This is a genomic window from Acetonema longum DSM 6540 (genome assembly GCF_000219125.1).
In the GTDB taxonomy this organism is placed as follows: domain Bacteria; phylum Bacillota; class Negativicutes; order Sporomusales; family Acetonemataceae; genus Acetonema; species Acetonema longum.
Genome location: NZ_AFGF01000107.1, coordinates 70,321 through 90,433, shown reverse-complemented (window position 1 = coordinate 90,433; position 20,113 = coordinate 70,321). Strand labels below are relative to the sequence as shown.

Annotated in this window: 29 protein-coding genes; all 29 read left to right on the top strand. The window is 47.5% G+C overall.

The annotated features are described in order from the left end of the window. The first annotated feature begins 10 nt into the window (after positions 1-10). The 29 genes from ALO_RS12130 to ALO_RS11985 all read left to right on the top strand — a co-directional run bounded on the left by ALO_RS12130 (position 11) and on the right by ALO_RS11985 (position 20,112). A complete protein-coding gene (locus ALO_RS12130; protein ID WP_004096276.1) occupies positions 11-1,207 on the top strand; it encodes a metallophosphoesterase family protein in 1,197 nt (398 codons plus the stop codon). Next, positions 1,204-3,756, top strand: coding sequence for an AAA family ATPase (locus ALO_RS12125; RefSeq protein ID WP_004096274.1), 2,553 nt, complete (start codon positions 1,204-1,206; stop codon positions 3,754-3,756). Before ALO_RS12130 ends, ALO_RS12125 begins: the two co-directional genes overlap by 4 nt. A 21-nt stretch (positions 3,757-3,777) precedes the next feature. Next, positions 3,778-4,047, top strand: a complete 270-nt coding sequence (locus ALO_RS12120; RefSeq protein ID WP_040293277.1) for a hypothetical protein — start codon at positions 3,778-3,780, stop codon at positions 4,045-4,047. 61 nt (positions 4,048-4,108) lie between these two features. After that, the gene (locus tag ALO_RS12115; protein WP_004096269.1) at positions 4,109-4,387 is read left to right on the top strand and encodes a hypothetical protein; all 279 of its coding nucleotides are present in this window, start codon (positions 4,109-4,111) and stop codon (positions 4,385-4,387) included. Beyond that, positions 4,375-4,662 carry a hypothetical protein gene (locus tag ALO_RS12110; protein ID WP_004096267.1) on the top strand — a complete coding sequence of 96 codons (288 nt, stop codon included), beginning with the start codon at positions 4,375-4,377 and terminating at the stop codon, positions 4,660-4,662. Before ALO_RS12115 ends, ALO_RS12110 begins: the two co-directional genes overlap by 13 nt. Before the next feature lie 53 nt (positions 4,663-4,715). Beyond that, positions 4,716-5,057 carry a hypothetical protein gene (locus ALO_RS12105; protein ID WP_004096258.1) on the top strand — a complete coding sequence of 114 codons (342 nt, stop codon included), beginning with the start codon at positions 4,716-4,718 and terminating at the stop codon, positions 5,055-5,057. 19 nt (positions 5,058-5,076) lie between these two features. Beyond that, on the top strand, positions 5,077-5,271 hold the full coding sequence (locus tag ALO_RS12100) for a hypothetical protein (protein WP_004096256.1): 195 nt from the start codon (positions 5,077-5,079) through the stop codon (positions 5,269-5,271). Next, complete coding sequence (locus tag ALO_RS12095; RefSeq protein WP_004096254.1) at positions 5,268-5,789, top strand: hypothetical protein; 522 nt, start codon at positions 5,268-5,270, stop codon at positions 5,787-5,789. The genes ALO_RS12100 and ALO_RS12095 overlap by 4 nt, the downstream gene beginning before the upstream one ends. 89 nt (positions 5,790-5,878) lie before the next feature. Further along, positions 5,879-6,163: a hypothetical protein gene (locus ALO_RS12090; protein ID WP_004096252.1), complete on the top strand. Its 285-nt coding sequence runs from the start codon at positions 5,879-5,881 to the stop codon at positions 6,161-6,163. Between the two features lie 34 nt (positions 6,164-6,197). Next, the gene (locus tag ALO_RS12085; RefSeq protein WP_004096250.1) at positions 6,198-6,395 is read left to right on the top strand and encodes a hypothetical protein; all 198 of its coding nucleotides are present in this window, start codon (positions 6,198-6,200) and stop codon (positions 6,393-6,395) included. Positions 6,396-6,418: 23 nt separating this feature from the next. Continuing rightward, positions 6,419-7,468, top strand: a complete 1,050-nt coding sequence (locus tag ALO_RS12080; RefSeq protein ID WP_004096248.1) for a ParM/StbA family protein — start codon at positions 6,419-6,421, stop codon at positions 7,466-7,468. Then, positions 7,468-7,977: a hypothetical protein gene (locus ALO_RS12075; RefSeq protein WP_004096246.1), complete on the top strand. Its 510-nt coding sequence runs from the start codon at positions 7,468-7,470 to the stop codon at positions 7,975-7,977. Before ALO_RS12080 ends, ALO_RS12075 begins: the two co-directional genes overlap by 1 nt. A 5-nt stretch (positions 7,978-7,982) precedes the next feature. Beyond that, on the top strand, positions 7,983-8,753 hold the full coding sequence (locus ALO_RS12070; RefSeq protein WP_050807006.1) for a conserved phage C-terminal domain-containing protein: 771 nt from the start codon (positions 7,983-7,985) through the stop codon (positions 8,751-8,753). Next, positions 8,722-9,600, top strand: coding sequence for an ATP-binding protein (locus ALO_RS12065; RefSeq protein WP_169313145.1), 879 nt, complete (start codon positions 8,722-8,724; stop codon positions 9,598-9,600). Before ALO_RS12070 ends, ALO_RS12065 begins: the two co-directional genes overlap by 32 nt. Before the next feature lie 5 nt (positions 9,601-9,605). After that, positions 9,606-10,154 (top strand): AAA family ATPase, encoded by a 549-nt coding sequence (locus ALO_RS12060; RefSeq protein WP_238528264.1) that lies wholly within the window; start codon positions 9,606-9,608, stop codon positions 10,152-10,154. Positions 10,155-10,165: 11 nt separating this feature from the next. Further along, positions 10,166-11,263: a DNA polymerase III subunit beta gene (gene dnaN, locus ALO_RS12055; RefSeq protein WP_004096237.1), complete on the top strand. Its 1,098-nt coding sequence runs from the start codon at positions 10,166-10,168 to the stop codon at positions 11,261-11,263. A gap of 55 nt (positions 11,264-11,318) precedes the next feature. Beyond that, complete coding sequence (locus ALO_RS23530; protein WP_004096235.1) at positions 11,319-11,753, top strand: 3D domain-containing protein; 435 nt, start codon at positions 11,319-11,321, stop codon at positions 11,751-11,753. Between the two features lie 752 nt (positions 11,754-12,505). After that, entirely contained in the window at positions 12,506-13,291 is a 786-nt protein-coding gene (locus ALO_RS12040; protein WP_004096231.1) for a phosphoadenosine phosphosulfate reductase family protein, read from the top strand. Positions 13,292-13,333: 42 nt separating this feature from the next. Then, positions 13,334-13,840 carry a class I SAM-dependent methyltransferase gene (locus ALO_RS12035; RefSeq protein ID WP_004096229.1) on the top strand — a complete coding sequence of 169 codons (507 nt, stop codon included), beginning with the start codon at positions 13,334-13,336 and terminating at the stop codon, positions 13,838-13,840. Positions 13,841-13,967: 127 nt separating this feature from the next. Beyond that, positions 13,968-14,447, top strand: a complete 480-nt coding sequence (locus tag ALO_RS20930; RefSeq protein WP_004096227.1) for a hypothetical protein — start codon at positions 13,968-13,970, stop codon at positions 14,445-14,447. Continuing rightward, positions 14,404-15,336, top strand: coding sequence for a radical SAM protein (locus ALO_RS12025; RefSeq protein WP_139025386.1), 933 nt, complete (start codon positions 14,404-14,406; stop codon positions 15,334-15,336). The genes ALO_RS20930 and ALO_RS12025 overlap by 44 nt, the downstream gene beginning before the upstream one ends. Further along, complete coding sequence (locus tag ALO_RS12020) at positions 15,261-15,662, top strand: single-stranded DNA-binding protein (protein WP_040293308.1); 402 nt, start codon at positions 15,261-15,263, stop codon at positions 15,660-15,662. The genes ALO_RS12025 and ALO_RS12020 overlap by 76 nt, the downstream gene beginning before the upstream one ends. Beyond that, a complete protein-coding gene (locus tag ALO_RS12015; RefSeq protein ID WP_004096221.1) occupies positions 15,659-15,925 on the top strand; it encodes a hypothetical protein in 267 nt (88 codons plus the stop codon). Before ALO_RS12020 ends, ALO_RS12015 begins: the two co-directional genes overlap by 4 nt. After that, positions 15,900-16,328: a DUF1064 domain-containing protein gene (locus tag ALO_RS12010; RefSeq protein WP_083821088.1), complete on the top strand. Its 429-nt coding sequence runs from the start codon at positions 15,900-15,902 to the stop codon at positions 16,326-16,328. The genes ALO_RS12015 and ALO_RS12010 overlap by 26 nt, the downstream gene beginning before the upstream one ends. A gap of 17 nt (positions 16,329-16,345) precedes the next feature. Beyond that, positions 16,346-17,269 carry an AAA family ATPase gene (locus ALO_RS12005; RefSeq protein WP_004096217.1) on the top strand — a complete coding sequence of 308 codons (924 nt, stop codon included), beginning with the start codon at positions 16,346-16,348 and terminating at the stop codon, positions 17,267-17,269. A gap of 22 nt (positions 17,270-17,291) precedes the next feature. After that, positions 17,292-17,567, top strand: coding sequence for a hypothetical protein (locus ALO_RS12000; protein ID WP_004096210.1), 276 nt, complete (start codon positions 17,292-17,294; stop codon positions 17,565-17,567). Positions 17,568-17,593: 26 nt separating this feature from the next. After that, positions 17,594-17,923 carry a hypothetical protein gene (locus tag ALO_RS11995; protein ID WP_004096208.1) on the top strand — a complete coding sequence of 110 codons (330 nt, stop codon included), beginning with the start codon at positions 17,594-17,596 and terminating at the stop codon, positions 17,921-17,923. A gap of 48 nt (positions 17,924-17,971) precedes the next feature. After that, a complete protein-coding gene (locus tag ALO_RS11990) occupies positions 17,972-19,888 on the top strand; it encodes a DNA cytosine methyltransferase (protein WP_004096206.1) in 1,917 nt (638 codons plus the stop codon). Then, positions 19,876-20,112, top strand: a complete 237-nt coding sequence (locus ALO_RS11985) for a hypothetical protein (RefSeq protein WP_004096205.1) — start codon at positions 19,876-19,878, stop codon at positions 20,110-20,112. Before ALO_RS11990 ends, ALO_RS11985 begins: the two co-directional genes overlap by 13 nt. Position 20,113: the final 1 nt, after the last annotated feature.

Sequence of the window (20,113 nt, the reverse complement as noted above, 5' to 3'; positions counted from 1 at the left end):
CAACGGCGGTATGAGAATAGTGAAAATGGCGCATGTAGCCGACGCGCACTGGGGCCTGAACTACCCGGGCCCCAACCCTTCCTCCAGGTTCGAAGATATTTCTCGAACCATGGATTGGGTAGCGGATAAAATCATTGCTGAACGCTGCCAGTATGTGTTGTTCAGCGGCGATGCTTTCAAGGATTCTAATGTGATGATTAACCGGGCCAGCGTCGAGATTAAAGCATTTGTGACATGGATTCGGAAATTGACGGCTCACGGCATAAAAGTGGTTATCATATCGGGAACTCCGAGCCACGATTCTGTAGCTGCCTACGAGATCATTAAGGAAATGGATCTGAAAAACACTTATATCTACACCCATCCCGGGATTATTGATTTTAGTGACTTTGAAGTAGTGTGTTTCCCAGGATTAAACCGGTCATCGATCCTGACGCAGGAAGAATACCGGGGGCTACAGCCGCATGAAGTACATCAGGAAATGACCAGTAAAATCGCCATTGCCTTGAAGGGGCTGAGGGCACAATGCTCTTGCAGTGAAACACCGGTAGTCTTGATGTCGCATATGACTTACGCTCAGGCCGATACTGGATTCAGCGACTTACTCATGCAACATGAACCGGTTTTGACGGATGAATCAGTATCGGAATTCGACCTGGTTGCGCTGGGACACATTCATAGACCCCAACAGGTTAGGAACGTATTTTATTCAGGAAGTCCGGAGCGTCTGAGTTTTAACGATGAGAGTGTGAAGGCCGGCTTTTATGTCCATCAGTTGGAAGACAAGAAGGTACAGTCGCGATTCATTGAAACGCCGGCACGGAAGTTTGTGACTCTGGACTTAACTGAGAAAGAAATCTCCGATTTCGTTGAGTATGATGCCATGGCCGACTGGGTGCAAGATACGGCCGAAAAAGTAGCTGATTCCGTTGTCAGGGTGCGGTATTCGTGTTCAGAAGACCTGAACAAGCGCTTCAACAAAAAAGCCATGGAACGAGTATTGGTGAGCGTGGGAGCACATTTCATACATGCCATTGAAGGGGAAATCCAGAGGACAGACCGGCAGCGATCCGAGGAAGTTACGGAATCTCTTACCCCGGTGATGGCAATGGCAGTTTGGGCGCAACAACAAAGCATTAGCCCGGAGGAAATTTCCGAACTTTCCGGCATGACAGAGACTTTGCTGGCAGGAGGGATGGAAGTATGATTCCACTGCGGATTAAAATTCAGAACTTAGGGGCTATCCCACAGGCGGATATCGACTTAACCAGCGTAGGGCTTTGCTCACTGGTTGGCCCGAATGGCGCTGGTAAGAGCACTGCCCTGACATGGGCGCCGTTATTCGCACTGTATGGGGAAACGAAAAACGGATGCTCGGTTGACGACCTGGTTCGCCGAGGAACTACAGAAATGGCTGTGGAGTTTGATTTTGAACACCATGGCGACACTTATAAGGTGCTTCGAACTCGGTCTACAAAAGGCCGGGGGAAAAGCACACTGGAACTGCAAAAACAGGCCGGCGATATATGGGTGAGCGAGTCAGGAGCGTCGATTGCTGAAACTCAGGAAAAGATTAACCGGCTGTTGGGACTTGATGCGAACACAATGGTTTCGTCGTCGATGATTCTCCAGGGAAAGTCTGGAGAATTCACGGCGAAATCCAAGGGTGAACGCAAAGCAATTCTGGCGCAAATACTGCAGTTGGACCAATATGGCGATTTGCAGGAAAAGGCCAGGGCGAAGGCTGCGGTATTAAAAGCAGAAATCGACAAGGTGAACAATCAAATTGAAGTTCTCAACGGCAGGTTGACCGGGATGGAAGAAACAGAGGCTGACTATCAGGCCGCTAAGGTAGAATTGGATATTCTTGCGGCAGCCGTAGCAATTGATGAAATCGAGTTGCAGAAGGCGGATGCTGAACTGGCCCGGGTTAATGCAAGGGTTGAACAGATAGACAAGCTTTTTGCAGAAGCAGATACCATCCGGGCTGATGTCATAAGGAAAACTCAGGACCGAGACGGTTATCTGAAACGCATTGAATCGGCAAAGAAAATCCTTGACCAAGAGTCCGAGATAACGGCCAGGGTTGCTGAACATGAACAGGTTAAGGAATCCATCACCGTCCTGAAAACCAAACAGCAGCGGTATGGACAGGTTCTTAGCGAACTATCTAAGGCGAAAACTGACATGCTTGAAGTAGATGCCGCAGTGGCCAAGGTTGCAAGTCAGATACTGAGCGTGAAAACGCTTCTGACTAATACTGAAACACTCAAAACGGCGGCTGCCGAATATGACCTACTTGCCGACAAACTCACCAAACTGGACCAGTTACACAGCCAATACGTGGAATTGGGCCGGCAAAAGGCTGAGACGAACGCTAAATTGCTGGTTGCCAAAAATGAACTGACCAGTAAGCAAAACAAGTTAAAAATGCAGATTGAGAACTGCGCAGTAGCCGCGACAATGCTACAAGATTGCGAATGCGTTGACATTGAAAAAGCGAACTGCAAATTCCTCGCCAATGCAAAACAGGCTTCGGCCGATCAGGTCCAGTTTCAGGCTGATCTTGATGCCTTGAAAAGTGATGATGTTGACATGTATGCCGACGAATTACTGCTCATGGATGAACAAATTCAGACTCTGGGGTATTCACCCGAAGAGCATTCGAAGAGTAGAACAGAATCGATGCGGTTGAAACCTCTGGCAGACCAATATGCGCAGTTATCCGGAAAAACAGAATTACTGGTCACTCTCAGCGAAACGGAGAAGGGGCACTGGGAACGGAAATCCAGCCTGGAAGCCAAAGTGGCTGAACTCCAGGCAGAACACGATTCTTTACTGAAAGAGTTGTCTGGATTATCTGCCATGCAAGACAAGCTACAGCGATTAGAAATTTGGGTAAATCTGCAACAACAGATCCCGGCCGCGAGGGAAATCCTGAATACAACCCAGCAGCTGGCTGATCGTCTGGGTACGGAAATTACGGCAGGGACCACTAAGGCAGACGAACTCACGGAAGAATACCTTAGCACGGTTTCTGGTGTTAAGGATGAGCAGAAAACGGCTCAGGAACGGTCGGAAGAACTGCGGCGAGGGGTAACCCTCAAGAGGGGACAAGAAAACGCCCTACACGCCAAAATTGGTGCATTGGAGACGAAGATTGCCGATATGCAGATGGCTGGGGAAGAACGCAAGAGACTGGTCGCAGAACTTGAGCCACAAACCAAGAAACTGGTTCGATGGCAGACGCTGGTGAAGGCATTCGGGAAAGACGGAATTCCCGCATTGATCATCGAAAACGCGGTCCCGGAACTGGAACGAATCGCCAATGAGATTTTGGGACAGATGTCTGCCGGCAAGCACCATCTCCGCTTTGAGACGCAACGGGAACTGAAATCCCGGGAAGGGGTTGCTGAGGCTCTGGATATCATTGTCGGCGATTGGTCCGGGGAACGGCCGTACGAAACGTTCTCGGGCGGGGAGCAACTTCGGATTGACTTGGCGATACGGTTTGCATTATCTGAACTGCTGGCGCGTCGGGCCGGGTCCAAGGTTGAGTGGGTTGTCATCGACGAGGCACTTTCGAACCAGGACGCAAAACATCGGCAGATGGTTGTGGACGCGATCAAGAATGTTGCTGACCGGTTCAAAAAGGTAATTGTAATTACTCACGATCCGGAGTTGATGGATGCTTTTGGACAATCCATTCAGTTCTCCATCAAAGAAGATAATACCCGGGAAGTGATGGTCGCTTAGCTGAAAGGATAGGTGGTTTCTATGCCAATGCTCACTGTCTATGTCAGCGATCGATTGTATGATATGTTGGTCAAACATTCTGAGTTGAGAAATAAGGAGCGCAACGGCGAGAAATGTCACATGACTACTCCGGAACATTCTTTGGCTGTTGCTGCGCATATGTACCTAGATGAATTATTCTCAGAATCCTACGCTCCTGATGTCAGTGAAGATAAAATTCTAGAGTGTTTTGAAGGGGGTGGCGATCGTGCTAAAAAGAGCGTTTCGCTGGGTAAATTGGGACAAGTATAATAAACAGCCTATTAAGACTCGGGTTTACTTCATGTTTCGGATATGCTGGGCGGTTGTTAAAATGATTTTCTTGGTTTTCCCTTTGTGGCTATTGTCTATGGTGATAGTAGGTTTAGCTTTAATGATCAGTTCGGTTGCCGTGGGTCTTAATGCTATTGATGATGTGACCATCGGCAAGTTTAGCCGCTGGCTTATGGGGGGAGATCCGGTGTTGCGAATGACTTTAGAGTGTGCAGTATATCCCCCTCGGGAACACAAAGTGCATCGGCCGAATGCAGCCGACTTTAGACCACCGAGCACTGCCGAAGTAAAGGAGGTAATTGAATCATGTCAGGAATAGTAGTGACTGCCGAAGTTGATGTTGATGTAACTGCAGTCGAAATCGTAGACCAACTTGAGGACCAAGAACTGATTGACGAATTGCAAGAACGGGGTTATATGACCAGCGGTAGTTCGTTGATGGATATATCAAATTTTCTCGAATCGGAACGCGGCGCGCAGGTTTTTCGCACTTGTATAGATGACACTTTCTCGCTTTTCATCGATGGTGGCGATAGGGCGCCCAAATCGGTTTCGGGCCGTGGGGTTGCAACTGTCATTATCATCAAAGAGTAAAAGTGCTTCGACGACGGACAAGAACTCAAAAAAAGTGGAAAGGATGTGTCATTATGGGTTTAGATTTCAGCCACTGCCAAGCACATTGGGGATATATAAGTTTTAATCGATTCAGAACCAAGTTGGCCGCTGAAATAGGAATGAATCTGGATGCTATGCAAGGATTTAATGGGGATAAGCCGTTTAGCGATTACAATGATCCAATTATTCCGCTGCTTGATCACTCTGATTGCGATGGTGAACTTACACTGGAAGAATGCAGACAAGTGGCTCCACGCTTGCGCGAACTGATTTCCAAGTGGCCTGATGATGATCGGGATAAGCAGGAGGCGCTGAACTTGGCTGACGGCATGGAACGCGCCGCGCAAAACGATGAAAGTTTGCAGTTTTATTGATAAAGAGAGGATTGAGACGATGCTCAAGATCACGATTGAAGGCGAAAACATGATTTATGTCGATTCGATAGTTCCGGGGCAGGCTTACAACATTATTGAAATGCTTGTCCGATCAAAAGCAAGAGTTAGGGGAGTTTTTATTCGGGAAACACCGAATGATAAGCTGCAAAATGAAGTATGCTACCGCGACGCCAACGGAGGGCCGGATGAATGAGCGAGATTACCATGTGGCGTTATCACATACCACCCGAAGACGGACTGTCAGGGTGGGGGACTTTCATTCTTGATTCTACTGGGTTTTTCGCCGCTGTCACTGATTTTGGGAACTTTGCTTATCGGTGGACTCACCACGGACGTAAGGATTTCCGCGAGTTCATCATCGAATTGGCTAGGGACCCATATTATCTGCTCGGGAAAGTACGCCCTTCTGGCGAGGTATACAACGGCGAAAAAACTCTTAAATCCATCTGGGAACATATCCGCGAATATCGGCGTTGTGGTTGGTACACCAAAGAATTCGCCCGTGAAGAGTTCAACCTCATTCGCGAGTGTGATGACCTTGATGCAGAGCACGATTTTTATGACTGGGTCCGTCAAACAAACATCCAAGACGCCTATGAGCATCACCAAACAGCCTACCGTATCGACGACCTTTGCTTCGCAGACGGGCTAATGCCGCGCCTGGCCGAAGCGATTAAAGCAGAGTTTCAAAAGCTGTATCATGAAAACTGATTCTGCCGGCAATCGAAAACGGGTGGACCATAACCATTGTAGACTGCCATATTTGATTTTACAAAAATAAAACTGGAGGAATGACGATCATGGAATATACCGGAGTATTAGAAAAGGACGCAACAAAAGAAGAAATCGCGAAGGCTAAAAAGACCGTGCAGGTTATCATTGAAATTGATGGCAGAAAATATGTCACTAGCCATGACGGAACGACCGCACTAGTGGTAATGGCTACGAGCGGAATTCAAGGAACTGGAACGGTTTCGGGCGATGAAAAACAACTATTCATTATAGTAAATAAAATACTGGATCAATTGCCACAAGAACTGCTCACCCTGATTTTGGCGAAACGTGTTCTGCAGTTAAAACCGTGACGGGATAAAGTGCAGTGCTAGTAGGAGGTACGTAATGAACGAAAAGCCAAACACCGACACAAACGGTCACGTATACGCTAACTCCAAACGTGAGGCTGAAACAAAGCTCAAAGAATTCCAACTCCAAGGAAAAGTGGCGCGGGGGAATGTACTGGTTCACCCGGCAGTACAACAATATCACTTTGCGAATGGACTGCTCCGCTGGCACTTCCGAGTGGAGAAACTGGCTTAAATAAAGTAGAGAGGGGAAATAGCATGAATTTGACATTGGGGAATGATATCGGGTTCGGAAACTCAAAACGGTATTCTCTCGGGAGTATCCCGGCAATCATGCGCTCCTATGTGGGAGCCTTCCGGGAACAGTCGGTAGCTGCCGGGGCGAACGATAGTCCTATAACCGTATTGCCGCCGGATGAACATACTAATATGTCTATTAAGCAAATAAACCGGATGGCAATTGAGTACGAGGGCAAGCGGTATGTCCTGGGGCAGGGGGCTGTGGATGTCAGCGATGCCCAAAACACCACGGATAAGAACCGCACTATTGAAGAAGAGGGGATCGTCCTGTTCGCTGCCATGCTGGCACAATTCGCCGGCGAAGGCGAACACACGGCTAAGATAGTAGCCGGCTTGCCGGGGTTTCATTATCGCTCAAAGGGGATGCGAGAGAAATACCATGAAGGAATTTGCAAAACCCATAAGGTTAAAATCCTCCACCCGACCGGTGCGGAAATTTTTGAATCCGTGATTGATGTGACCAAGAGTATGATTCTCCCGCAGCACTACGCTACCGGCTATCACATTGCCACCCAGCATAAGACGGATTTACAGGGAAAGCGATTTGGGATTCTCGACTGGGGACAGTACACTGTTGGCCTGACATGGATAGATCCCGGTATCAGTTATAACGAAACAAAGTCAACCAGCATTTCAGATTGGGGCATGATCCACCCATTTAGGGAAATCAGAAACAGACTGGCGCAGGAACTTAATATTGATGTCCAGATTGAACATGTAGATCCCATTGCAAAGTCCAGGAAAGCAATGTCATACGGCAAGATGATCGATGTCGGGCACATTATCGACGAAGTCTATCAGGAAATGGTGCCGGTTATTTTGTCCAAGATTAAGTCCGAATGGACGGACATGTGGCGCCTAGAGGCGATTTATCATACCGGTGGCGGCGCCGATCCGTTATCCCCTTTCTTGATGCCGCAGTTTCCAGATGAACAGGCCCACATTGCGCCGAATGCGCCAATTGCAAACGCACTCGGGATGGGAGAGTTAGCGGCAGGTGATTGGTAATGTACCACTCCCAGATAGATCTGTTTAACCGCTGGAAACATGCTTATCCGGTGCCGGCCGTAGCCATTGCACTGTGGCATGAACTGGCGATTATTTGGCGGGATACAGGGTATCTATCATCGTTTAGTTATCCAAACCAGAATCTACAGGCTCTATGCGGGTTAAGCCGCCGGGAGTTCGATCGGGCACGAAATGTGCTCATCGACTCCGGGCGCATCCGGTATCGGGAGTCAGGACAAAAAAATAAAGCCGGGGAATATGAGTTTATACCGCTTACTGGTAACGAGCAACAGACTGTACAACGAAACGTACAACAGATTGAGCATAAAGCCGTACAACAACCTGAGCAACGAACCGATGCACAGCCGGAAATGGCTAAAATTGTACAACAGACTGCACAGCAGAATGAACCACTAAATGTACAACGGAATGAGCAACAAAATGAACAAGCTGATAAAAAACCGGCAGGATTGTTTTCTCAGTTTTCCGTTATGGCGCGTAAGGAGTGATGATTATGGCGATTATTCGGGTTAAAAAGCGTGAAAATCCTTATGTGATGATGGACAAGACAGGACTTAAAGACCCGAATCTTTCTTTCAGGGCAAAGGGGATGCTGAGTTATTTATTGAGTAAGCCGGATGATTGGCAGCCAGTTCTTGAAGAAATGGTGAAGGCCTCAAAGGATGGATATGATTCAGTCAAAAGTGGATTTGCAGAACTTCGCCGGTGCGGCTACATGAAGAAGATCCCCATACACGGCCCTGACGGGAAATTCATGGGGTGGGAAAGAGCAGTTTATGAGGTTCCATTGCCGCCGGAGGAACGAAAACCGGACAGAAACAGCCACAAGGAGGGAAAACCACCCGGTGGAAAAACCACCGAGAGGAAAAACCATTCGGTGGAAAATCCCCGACTAATAAATAATGATTTATTAATAAATAAAGATTTAAATAATAATATTGTCCCTTTTGCTGAAATCATTGACTACCTCAACACGAAATGCGGTACCAAGTATCGGGTTATTGATTCGAACCGGAAGCATATCCGTGCTAGATGGGAAGAGGGGTTTCGCCTTGATGATTTTAAGACCGTGATTGATAAGAAGTACGACGAGTGGGTTGATACGGAGCAGGCTAAGTACCTGCGGCCTGAAACCCTATTCGGAACGAAATTCAACAGCTATTTGAATCACCCTGTTGTTAAAAAGGCGGGGAAACAGAACAATAAACCGGTCATTGGAAAGGGGGATGCATGTGCAGGAGATTACAGCGAGTATGACCGATGATATGCGGAAATTCATTGCTGAGTCTGGACTGACGATTCAGGAGAAAGATGTGCCGGATTACTATGTCATGATCAGCGATGCTCTTGAAAGTGCAAATATGTGCCGTGACTGCAAGGGACTGAGTCAGTGTAAAGCCGTTGGTGACGGAAAGGGGATGCAGTACGTCCTGCGGATGGACGACGGCGGCAAAATATCTCCGGCGTACCGAGTATGCGGATATGGGGCAATGTACAATCACGCGAAGAGGACTGAACAGGTTTTGGCTTCAGCGCGGGTGCCGGAATTTTTAAAGGAAAAAGCCTTCGGAAATTTCTGCAGGGAGAATAACCCCGAGGCTTTTATGGCCGCCCAAAAGGTTGCCAATGATGTTGGAGGAAGGGGTGTTCTGTTATACGGCAAGCCCGGGACCGGTAAAACGCATTTGGCGGCGGCTATCTTGAATTTGCGATTAGCGCAATGCTATGAAGCCATATTTGTTACCGTTCCTGAACTTTTCGCGGATATTCGGGAAACGATCCGGCGGGAGAAGGATACCAGTGAGTTGCTTGAAATCGTGAAAAGTACGGATTTGCTTGTCATGGACGACCTAGGGGCAGAGCGAATGACGGCATGGGTGGCGGAGCAGATGTTTTCGGTTATCAACGCGAGGTTGCTGCGCAAAAAACAAACCGTCATCACGACAAACTATAGTCCGTCTGAACTCATCGTGAAGATGGCAGTACGAGACAAAAGCGGCAACATTGAGGATGACATACCGGGAAAACGCATTGTAAGCCGTATCCTCGAAATGTGCTACAAAATAGAGGTTTGTGGACGCGACCAAAGATTGGGGAGTGCTGCGGTGTGAATACGATGAGAATTGCGATAGCCGGGGCGCATGGGATCGGCAAGTCGTTTCTTGCGAATCAACTTGTTGAGCAATGCGGGTATCCCCTGTTGACTGGTGTGGCGGGAAAAGTAGCAAACGTTATGGGAGTAAAAACCATTAAGGACATGGAGGATGAGTCCATAGAGACGAAGATGGCGTATCAGTCTCTGGTTTATTGGGAAATGAAGGAACTCGAATTGGAACACCAATCATTCGTTGCGGACCGGTCCCTGTATGATGTGATTGCCTATATGGTATGGTACGGGATTCCGGCGCATGTTGGCATGTTTTATCACGAATTGGCGGAGAGCCAACCGTATGATTTGATCATCCACTGCCCGATTCCTGACGGATTCGCGCCTCCCGAAGTGCGGAATGGATATAAGGGGAACAGCCGACACGAGTTGTTTAATGGCATTTTGGAGGTATTGCTTAGAAGATCCCAGAGAGACAAACAGATTTTGTGGTTGCCAAAGGAGCGGGACCAATGGTTGTCTATTTCGATGAACGCGATTAAAGACATGTTGAATTAGGGGGTTAGACGATGAATATCACAGTGGCTAAGGCTGACATAAATAATGCCCTGGCGATAGTAGCCAAAGCATTACCAGGGAAATCAGCGTTTACAATTTTGACTTGTGTGAGCATCCATGCCGAAAACGGCAAGGTAACATTACTCGCCGGCGATGGTTGCACGACAATACAACATGCCGTTTCTGCGGATGTGAAAGAGCCTGGGATGGTAGTTGTGTCTGGAAGAAATCTTATAGATATCTGCAAATCACTCCCGGGCGATGTGGAAATGGCAACGGATGGGACAATGTTAACGGTAAAAAGTGGACGCTCTAAAATTAATTTAATCTCTGTGGGCGAAAAACACCCCGATAGTATTACCGGTAGTATACCCAGCGGCAAAACAATTATTCTGCCAGGCGAAGTGTTGAAGTTCATGGTCCACAATACAGCGTTTGCGTGTGCATCTAAAGAAGCAAGGCCTGTGTTTAACGGTGTATATTTTGAGTTTGGGGAAAAGACGGTGGCGGTGGCCAGCAATACGCATAGGATGGCTACTGCAACAGAAAAAACTCCGGAAATAGGGCCTGATGAATCTGGGAATGTGATTGTTCCGGGTACTGTTGCTAAAGACGTAGCCAGTATGGTTCAAAGTGATTCCGATGTTCAGATAACTTATGGTCCTGCAATGATTGAGTTTTGTTTTGGTGATACGGTTGTAAGGACAAGGCTCATCGAAGGTATCTATCCAAATTTCCGACGGGTCATTCCAGAATCATCTACGATTACGGCAAAAGTAAAGTCCAATGAATTTCTAGACGCGCTGAAACGGGCTGCAATCGTTGGCAAGAACAGTGAATATAGCACTGTGAAATTACAGTTTGAAAATGAATCGGTAATGATTACTGCGACTGATGCTCATGTTGGACAGTTAGAAGAATCAGTTCCTATTGAGCTCTCAGGGGAAGCCGTAACGATGGCAGTGAATGTGACATATTTGCTGGATTATCTACAGACTTCGACCAGCGAAACAATTACGTTCAGAATGACCGGACCGCTTGTCCCGTGTTTACTTCAAGACGAAGATGACTCCCGAGTGTATATCGTGACTCCGGTGCGTATGCATTGATATGCCGAAAATCATGACAAAATGGAGTAGCTGAGACTGGAAAGGAGATGAGACGATGAAAGTCCTGACAATGGTCGTAATGATGCTGCTTGCCATGCAGCAGATGGCAATTGCAATTGGCAAAATCCCGGCACTGGAAGGGATGAAAAACAATTCGGTTGCCGAGACACGAGGGTATGTCATGACTGTAACGGCCACCGCCTATACGCCCTTTGAGCCCGGCATGACCAGCGGCACAGGACTGGCATATGACGGCCGACCGGCGATCCCATATAAAACGGTAGCCGTGGACCCAGATGTGATACCTCTGGGGAGTCGGGTGTGGGTTCCGGGGATAGGATTCATGCTCTGTCATGATACCGGCAATTTGATTAAGGGGAACATCATTGATGTTTGCCTAGAAACAGAAGAAGAAATGATCCAATGGGGCCGTAAGACATTGGAAATCTTAGTTATTCCACCGGATAAGCCCTATTTGATGAATTGGTAGGTGAATGACAGATTGCAAAAATTTATACGAAAATGCGAAGTATGTGGCACAGAAAATAACAGGGTGTGCGTATACAGACCAACCAATATGCTATTGTGCGAGAAACATAGAGCACACATGCGCAAATTCGGAAGGATTTTAACTGTCACAAGATTTGACAGGAACGAAGTTATATACGGCGATATCTTTGCAATCATCGTACTGCGAGACACTAAGCATATAGTGCGTGATTTCGCGGTTATAGATTGCGAAGATGTCGGGAGAGTATCAAGACACAAATGGCATTTAAGTGATAATGGATATGCAAAAACAAGGGTTAACAAGAAAACAACGTACCTGCACAGGTTTATCATGGAAAGTCCGGATGATTTGTATGTGGACCATGTAAATCATGACCAGCTTGATAATAGAAAAATCAATCTGAGGGTCTGCACTCCACTGCAGAGTAGCTTTAATCGTGGATTAAGAAGTTGCAATACATCTAATGCGATAGGAGTTAGCCGTTGTAGTCATAGGCCAGACCTTTGGAGAGCAAGGATTACGGTCAATCATGAGGAGATGAATTTGGGAGTTTATAAAAATAAAGACGATGCTGTTTGGGCGAGAGAAAGAGCGGAAAGAAGGTATTTCGGTGAGTTTAGATATCAAGGCCGACACTGAGTTAGATACTAAAGTGGCTGAGTGGGGACGGCGAAGCGTGGAGATTCTGGTGGTGCCGCCTGAAAAACCGTTTAGGATGGAGTGGTGATGAGATGCTGGTAGAACATACGCTTTTCGGAATCAGAGATAAAGTGCAGATAGCAATTGACCGGATACGCCAGTTTGAGCCGCCAGAAGGGTACTATGTGGCGTTTAGCGGCGGGAAGGATTCGTGTGTGACTCTTGACCTCGTGAAGCACGCCGGCGTGAAATATGACGCCCACTACAACCTGACTACCGTTGATCCCCCTGAATTAGTGCAGTTTATCCGGCGGGAGCATCCGGAAGTTGAGCGCCATTTACCTAAAGAAACAATGTGGCAGTTGATAGCCCGGAAAGGAGATTTGCCATTAAGACACCGCAGGTGGTGTTGCGCTGTACTAAAAGAATGCGGCGGAAAGGGAAGACTGGTTATCACTGGCGTAAGGTGGGAAGAAAGTTCAAGGCGAAAACGGCGCGCAATGGTTGAACAATGCTATACGGACAACTCAAAGCGGTATTTTCATCCTATCATAGACTGGACTTACCATGACATTTGGGAATACATTCGGTCAGTAAAATTGCCTTATTGTAGCCTATATGACGAAGGGTTTGAAAGATTGGGATGCGTGATGTGCCCGATGCAACACGATATCTCCAGAGACGCAACCCGGTGGCCCAAAATTTACGAAGCTTATAAAATGGCCACTCAGATGGGATGGGATATCCTAAAAAAGCGGAAAGACGCAAAGGGAGAAATCATGACTTGGCAATCTGCCGAAGATTGGTTTAATTGGTGGGCATATGATCGGGACGGTAAAGGCAAAGAGAATCCAGACCAGACCGTAATGTTTGAGTAATGGTGATATTTGCGGCGATAGCCGAGATTGAGAGGTTAAACCGTGCAAAAGAAAATTCTTGACGCATGCTGCGGATCGCGAATGTTCTGGTTCGACCGGGCAGAACCGCATACGGTCTATGTAGATAACCGGGAAACGATCGACACGCTCTGCGATGGGCGGCAATTGATCGTCAAGCCTGATATCATCGCCGACTTTCGAAACCTGCCGTTCCCTGACAATAGCTTTTACCTTGTCGTATTTGATCCGCCCCATTTAATCAGGGGGGGAGAAAAGGGCTGGATGGTCAAGAAGTACGGAAAGTTAACCGGGAACTGGCGCGACGATATTAAAACCGGATTCTCCGAGTGCATGCGGGTGCTGAAGCCGAACGGAACGTTAATCTTTAAATGGAACGAGGAGCAAATCCCGCAGAAAGAAGTTCTGCAGGCTATTGGACACAAGCCGCTATTCGGGGATCGGAGAACCAAAACACACTGGATGACGTTTATGAAATTTGATGCCGAGATTGAGAGGGGAAAAGATGGAAGGCAACCTACTTGCGAATAGAACCCACGAAAATAGAAGTCCGAGCGACTTTTACCCTACACCACCGGAGGTAACGATTGCCCTGTTAAACTATTTAAAACTTCCGTACAACACTCGGATATGGGAGCCTGCCTGCGGAGAGGGGCACATGGCTAAAACCATAAAACACCAGGGATATCCATTTGTAATAGCTACCGAACTCCGTGACAGGGGATATGGTCGAACCGGAATGGACTTCCTGATATCGCCATTTAATCCCTGTGACTGGATTATAACAAACCCGCCTTTTTCGCTGTCGGAGCAATTTATCCTCCGCAGCATTGAACATGGCAAGCCTTTCGCCTTTTTATTAAAATCGCAGTATTGGCATGCAACCAGTAAGCTGAAAATCTTTGAGCAATATAGGCCGGAAGCGGTACTACCGCTTACATGGCGCCCGAATTTTCTCTTTGACCAAAAAGAACGCAAGTCGGGCAGTCCCCTGATGGAGGTTTACTGGACGGTATGGGGCAGCAAGCCGGCCAAGCAGACAATATACTGCCCGTTGCCAAGGCCGAAAAGTGACAAAAAGCGTGGTGATGAGTATGGACTATTCAAAAATTATTCGAGTATTCCCCAGGCGGAATAGTTATACGCCGGATGACGATATGTGCTTTTTCGGTCCTCCTGAGTTGTTTATTCCTGCCCATGATGAAGTTCATGTTTGTTGTGTATTTACCTGGGATAGAGAGTGGTGCCAGGAACTGCAGTACCAATGGGGGGGAGCTACTGATAAACCTGTTAAGATTGGCGGGCCGGCCTTTGGCGATGCCGGCGGCGATTTTGTTTCAGGAATGTATGTCCGCAAGGGCATGACATTCACGTCCCGAGGATGCCCGAATAACTGCAGTTTTTGTTTTGTTCCCAAGAGAGAGGGGAAACTACGCGAACTGCCGATTACTGAAGGGAATATCATTCAAGACAATAACTTTCTGGCGTGTTCTCAGGAGCACCGGGCGAAAGTATACGACATGCTCAAGAAACAGAGCAGGATAGAGTTTAAAGGCGGACTGGAGGCAGTTCGATTAACCGATTGGGATATTGAACAGATGCGGTCGCTGAAGATTGATAAACTATGGTTTGCAGCGGACTGTGACGGCTCGGTGCCGGGGATAAAAAAAGTTGCTGCTAATCTCCTAAAGGCTGGGTTTAGACGGGACAACTTGCACTGCTATGTGCTCATTGGCGATGATATGGCGAAAAACGAAGCCAGATTAAAATCGGTAGCGTTTGCCGGAATGTTGCCTCGTGCACAACTATACCAGCCGAAAGAATGGATAGAGTACAGCGAGGAATGGAAGAAATTTCAACGATATTGGTATAGACCGGCCATTTACTGCAGTGATTTAGGATTGCGGTCGAAGTTTCCAGTGGCAAAAGAACATGAAGGGGAGTGGACAAAATTAATAAAGTCATACTCGTTGGACATTTGGCAAAAGATCCAGAAGTCCGTTACACACAAAGCGGAAAAGCCGTAGCGTCTTTTACTGTAGCCGTAAATAGGCAAAGTTCGTCACCGGAGAAACGGGAGGCGGATTTCATACCAGTAGTCGCCTGGTCGAAGCTGGCCGAGGTCGCCGGTAATAATCTGACCAAGGGCCGGCGGGTGCTGGTGGAAGGACGGATGCAGGTCCGTAGCTATGAAACGGCTGAAAAACAGCGCCGCTATGTAACCGAGGTTATTGCTCAAAACATTGAGTTTTTGGACAGTAAGAAACAAGGTGCCCCAGAAGCCGGGTCAGCGCCCGTAGATATGAGTTCATTCGGTAAGGACGTATTTCCAGATGAGGAGATTCCTTTTTGATTAGCGAGATGGGACGTGATTCCGTGAACAAAGAAAGTGTCATCGCCAAAGCCATACTGGTCATGCATAGTACTGGACATGTGCAAGCCGACCAGGCTCAGAAGATTTTGGATCGGACTCCTGGCCGGATGGTTGAAATGATCAGGGATATTCTGTATCGGCGGGGGCTCCTGCAAAAGAGAGTAGCGACAGGTGATTACAGCCTGTCGTCGCTCGGAGAAAAATGGTTAAAAGACAATGCCGAGATTCAACAGCGTTTCTGATTTGATTAAGGCTGGTGTGCGAATCCCTGATGGTGTGCTGAGGGAATTAAAGGCGGCCGACAAAACGCCGAAAAAACAAAAGTATAACGCCACAAAGACTGAAGTTGACGGCATTGTGTTTGCCAGTCAGAAGGAAGCGGCAAAGTACCAGGAGTTGAAACTTCAAAAGAGGGCCGGGATTATCCAGGACTTTCGAATCCAGGTGCAATATATCGTTCAGGATGCGTTTAAAGCCGGCCGCCAAAAAATCCGGGCCATTGCGTATATTGCAGACTTCGAGGTAGATGAGTTGGACGGGTCCCTGACGGTGATTGATACCAAAGGGTATCGAACCCCAGTATACATGATGAAAAAGAAGATGTTTATGAAGCGGTATCCGCATATCAGATTTGTTGAGGAATAAGGTGAGGAGGTTCTAACATGCCAAAGATTGATGATGTTTACTGGCTGATACGGGCTATAGGTGATCGTGACTACTCTAATGCCAGACGGCAAATAGTAGCGATGATTGCCAACGAGAAGAGTAATGGTCGAGATAAGGCAGTAGCACAGTTGGAACAGGCTTTGAAGTCGTGGGGAGACAATAATGCGAAATTGGTTGAACTCCCCCAGAATATTAAGTCGATGTTGTATCAACCGGAGTGTCAGAAGGATTTGCCCCAGATGTTTTTGGTGGACGAAGTTCTGGCGGCAGTAAATGATTTTATGAATGAAAGGGATTTCGCTGAAAATTTAAGAGAAGCAGGACTGCTGACCCGTAATAGAATTCTGCTTGCCGGTCCGCCGGGGAATGGAAAAACAACGTTGGCGGGAGTGATCGGGAAGGAATTAAACCTGCCGGTACATATTCTGAAACTGTCTGGCGTAGTTGATTCGTATCTCGGTTCTACCAGTAAAAATATCAATGCAATCTTTGAATACGCATATGGCAACCGTTGTGTACTGTTTTTGGATGAGTTGGACGCCATTGGAAAGGCGAGAAGCGGGGCGGTAAGCGGAACTGGCAAGGAGTACAGTCTAACCCTTAACACGATGCTTACTTGCCTTGATAGACTACCGGCCAGTGCGGTACTTATCGGAGCCACTAATATGCCAAAACTACTCGATCCGGCTCTTATACGAAGGTTCGAATTGAAACTCTGGTTGGACAATCCGAAGGCAGAAGCAATTGAGCAATACATTACGGATTATATGGAAAAACACACAGTTTATTTTGATCGTAGTCATAACCTTATCGGGCAACCATGGTCGAAAGTTGAGGAATGGTGCATAGAGAAGCATAGGAACGTTATCCTCGGCAGGGACGGGGGATGCACGACGAACTGGATCGGGGGCTACGAATGAAGGAAATGGGTGGTGGGCCGACATGAAACGATTTTGGGCCAGCTGGTATTCAGGAAATTATGTTGATGAAGGCTGCACTAAACCACCATTCAAGATCTGGATATCCGAATATGAAGAATATGAAATTGTTCTTCGTGATGATAATTCTGGCCGTGAAGATTGCACCATTTATGCTGTAATCGACATTGAAAATGAAGAGATGTTGTGGGCTTTGGTTGAAGAACATTATCCGGATTTCAGAGAAAGATTCTGCATTGAAAAGCCATTAGACTGGAATCCGGGAGAGAGATTTCGATAAAAAAATGCTACAAAGGGGGAAGCAATGTGGCAACGGATTACAAAAAATTAACTGATGACTTAATAAGGGCCAAAAGCACCGCAGTAGCGTCTACATCAGGGAGTGACGATGGAGGAACGGCCAATAGAGATACCATGGTTTTGCGCATTCCGAGAGCGAAAGAGGACAAGGTGTTGGAGGCAATAAAAGCAGCTGGGTTGCATTGCCGAGGAAAGAGCAACTGGCTTGGCCCAGGATACTTTATTTATCCACCGGGTGGTGGTCAGGGGAATTCCCGGGCGAAAGCTGTTGAAGCCATGGCAAAGAGCATGGAAAGCGATGGTTGGAAAGTACACATATATTATCAAATGGACTGAATGCCGGTCTTTCTATGACAAAAATTATGACAAAATGGAGTGATGTAATTGCTAAGGGCACAAATTTACGAAAACAAGGTAATTCATCTATGTTGTGGCGCAGGCATGGCAGCATTCGGGATGCAAAAATCTATCGGAGAATACAAAGGAGCTGTCGGTCGATTCCGGACATTGAAAGGATTTGACGTTGATCCGCTGGCTTGCGAAGATTTTGAAATGATGACTGGAGCACCAGCAGTCAGAATGGATTTCTTCAGCTGGCAAGATTATATTGACTTTCACGGAAAGGAACCACCTGAAGGTTGGCGGGAAGTGACGCCTGATGATATATACGAGGCAACCGGTGGGGAATACCCGGATACCGTATTTATTTCCGGACCGTGCAAAGGGTTTTCAGGGTTATTGCCGAGGAAAGCAGCTGAAAGTAAAAAATATCAGGCTTTGAATCGCCTGACGTTGCGATGCATATATCTGACTCTTAAAGCGTTTGAGCTCAACTTGCCGGGAATCATCATTTTTGAAAATGTGCCACGGATACGGACTAGAGGAGCGGAATTGCTGAAAGAAATCAGACGTATGTTGAAATCGTTCGGTTATGAGATTGTACATAAAGAAAATGAAATCCACGACTGCGGCGAGATCGGAGGGCTGGGGCAGAGCAGAAAAAGATTTTTGTTGCTTGCCAGACAGCCTGATAAAGTACCGGCGTTTGTATATAAACCGCCAAAACTTCCGCTCAAAACAGTTGGCGATATAATTGGCCCCATGCCATTGCCTGATGATCCGGCCGCCGGCCCGATGCATCGGATGCCACGGTTGCAGTGGAAAACTTGGGTACGCCTAGCGCTTATTCCTGCTGGCGGCGACTGGCGGGATCTGCAGAACATAAACCCGGAGCAGTACCGTATTGAACATGAACCGCGTAAAAGCACTTTTGGAGTTATGGACTGGGAAGAGCCGAGTGGAACGGTTACCGGAAATATGCGTCCCGGGGGAAGCACGGCAGCCGCCATACCAGACCCGAGAATGACTTTAAATGCGGATAGTACCCATAAAACAATTTACAGGGTCAGCCGATACGATGAGCCAGCCAATACGGTGACTGGGGCGTTTAGACCGAACAACGGTGCTACGGTTATTCCTGATCCAAGACTGCAGGCATGCGAAGGGAAGCATCCGGCAGTTTACCGGGTTGTAAAGTTTGACGAAACAGGACCATGTGTGACGGGAACAAGATTCGGTAGCGGGGCGCCGGCGATATCGGACCCACGGTTTAATTGTAAGATGTATCCGGATAGCTACGGTGTTCAAAAATGGGATGAGTCTGGTGTCACGATTCGCGGCAACATGCAAGTCATGGCTAGTAGGGCTTCAATATCAGACCCACGGATAACCAGAGAAAAAGGCTTTAGCAACAAATATCAGGTTGGCGAGTGGGATAAGCATGCAACAACGGTAACCGGAATACAGGACATACAGGCTGGTGCTCAATCAATCCCGGACCCGCGTTTTGGTTGCACCGTCAGAAACGGTACGATGGGCGTAACCCAATGGGACGAACCGGCAAAAACAGTAATAGGCTCTGCAGATGTTCACGCTGGAACGGCGGCGGTCGCCGATCCGAGAATCCCGGCGGACAATGAATCCGGTGTGTATGTGATTATCGCTGAGGATGGGACATGGCACAGACCGCTGACTACCCTTGAACTGGCTGCTTTACAGTCCATACCTCTGACCATGCCAGACGGTTCACCCCTGGTACTGGCCGGTAAATCGGATGCTCGGTGGCGAGAAGCAATCGGGAATGCAGTTCCGCCGGCTGCGGCTCAGGCGATGGGAAATCAGATATTAGTTGCCTGGATGGCCGGTAAGCTTGGCTGGGAATGGGAGCTTTCTAACCAAGAAATCTGGGTGAAACAGGATGAAGAGTCGGCGATAGAGAGGGGATTGTTATGTCGATCATAACGGCCATTAAAAAGCTATTTGGAAAGCCGGAGTATAAATACTTTGTGTCATATGCCTGCCAGACAGAAACAGGGAACGGCTTTGGAAGAATAACCTTCAATACCAATTTTAAAATTAATGAAATCGGCGATATCGAACGCATTAGTGATTTGATAGCACAAAAAGGAAAATGCAAAGCCGTTGTTGTCTTAAACGTTATTCTGCTGAATAAGCGGAGGGGATAAA

What these genes read in the sequence shown, in the direction of transcription:
- ALO_RS12095 (WP_004096254.1), top strand. Translation starts at nt 5,268, where the DNA reads ATGAGCGAGATTACCATGTGGCGTTATCACATACCACCCGAAGACGGA.
- ALO_RS12105 (WP_004096258.1), top strand. Translation starts at nt 4,716, where the DNA reads ATGGGTTTAGATTTCAGCCACTGCCAAGCACATTGGGGATATATAAGT.
- ALO_RS12075 (WP_004096246.1), top strand. Translation starts at nt 7,468, where the DNA reads ATGTACCACTCCCAGATAGATCTGTTTAACCGCTGGAAACATGCTTAT.
- ALO_RS20930 (WP_004096227.1), top strand. Translation starts at nt 13,968, where the DNA reads ATGGCTAAAACCATAAAACACCAGGGATATCCATTTGTAATAGCTACC.
- ALO_RS12130 (WP_004096276.1), top strand. Translation starts at nt 11, where the DNA reads ATGAGAATAGTGAAAATGGCGCATGTAGCCGACGCGCACTGGGGCCTG.
- ALO_RS12100 (WP_004096256.1), top strand. Translation starts at nt 5,077, where the DNA reads ATGCTCAAGATCACGATTGAAGGCGAAAACATGATTTATGTCGATTCG.
- ALO_RS12010 (WP_083821088.1), top strand. Translation starts at nt 15,900, where the DNA reads ATGCCGAGATTCAACAGCGTTTCTGATTTGATTAAGGCTGGTGTGCGA.
- ALO_RS12040 (WP_004096231.1), top strand. Translation starts at nt 12,506, where the DNA reads ATGCTGGTAGAACATACGCTTTTCGGAATCAGAGATAAAGTGCAGATA.
- ALO_RS12025 (WP_139025386.1), top strand. Translation starts at nt 14,404, where the DNA reads ATGGACTATTCAAAAATTATTCGAGTATTCCCCAGGCGGAATAGTTAT.
- ALO_RS12110 (WP_004096267.1), top strand. Translation starts at nt 4,375, where the DNA reads ATGTCAGGAATAGTAGTGACTGCCGAAGTTGATGTTGATGTAACTGCA.
- ALO_RS12090 (WP_004096252.1), top strand. Translation starts at nt 5,879, where the DNA reads ATGGAATATACCGGAGTATTAGAAAAGGACGCAACAAAAGAAGAAATC.
- ALO_RS12085 (WP_004096250.1), top strand. Translation starts at nt 6,198, where the DNA reads ATGAACGAAAAGCCAAACACCGACACAAACGGTCACGTATACGCTAAC.
- ALO_RS12080 (WP_004096248.1), top strand. Translation starts at nt 6,419, where the DNA reads ATGAATTTGACATTGGGGAATGATATCGGGTTCGGAAACTCAAAACGG.
- ALO_RS11985 (WP_004096205.1), top strand. Translation starts at nt 19,876, where the DNA reads ATGTCGATCATAACGGCCATTAAAAAGCTATTTGGAAAGCCGGAGTAT.
- ALO_RS12000 (WP_004096210.1), top strand. Translation starts at nt 17,292, where the DNA reads ATGAAACGATTTTGGGCCAGCTGGTATTCAGGAAATTATGTTGATGAA.
- dnaN (WP_004096237.1), top strand. Translation starts at nt 10,166, where the DNA reads ATGAATATCACAGTGGCTAAGGCTGACATAAATAATGCCCTGGCGATA.
- ALO_RS12115 (WP_004096269.1), top strand. Translation starts at nt 4,109, where the DNA reads ATGATTTTCTTGGTTTTCCCTTTGTGGCTATTGTCTATGGTGATAGTA.
- ALO_RS12125 (WP_004096274.1), top strand. Translation starts at nt 1,204, where the DNA reads ATGATTCCACTGCGGATTAAAATTCAGAACTTAGGGGCTATCCCACAG.
- ALO_RS12120 (WP_040293277.1), top strand. Translation starts at nt 3,778, where the DNA reads ATGCCAATGCTCACTGTCTATGTCAGCGATCGATTGTATGATATGTTG.
- ALO_RS23530 (WP_004096235.1), top strand. Translation starts at nt 11,319, where the DNA reads ATGAAAGTCCTGACAATGGTCGTAATGATGCTGCTTGCCATGCAGCAG.
- ALO_RS12070 (WP_050807006.1), top strand. Translation starts at nt 7,983, where the DNA reads ATGGCGATTATTCGGGTTAAAAAGCGTGAAAATCCTTATGTGATGATG.
- ALO_RS12060 (WP_238528264.1), top strand. Translation starts at nt 9,606, where the DNA reads ATGAGAATTGCGATAGCCGGGGCGCATGGGATCGGCAAGTCGTTTCTT.
- ALO_RS12005 (WP_004096217.1), top strand. Translation starts at nt 16,346, where the DNA reads ATGCCAAAGATTGATGATGTTTACTGGCTGATACGGGCTATAGGTGAT.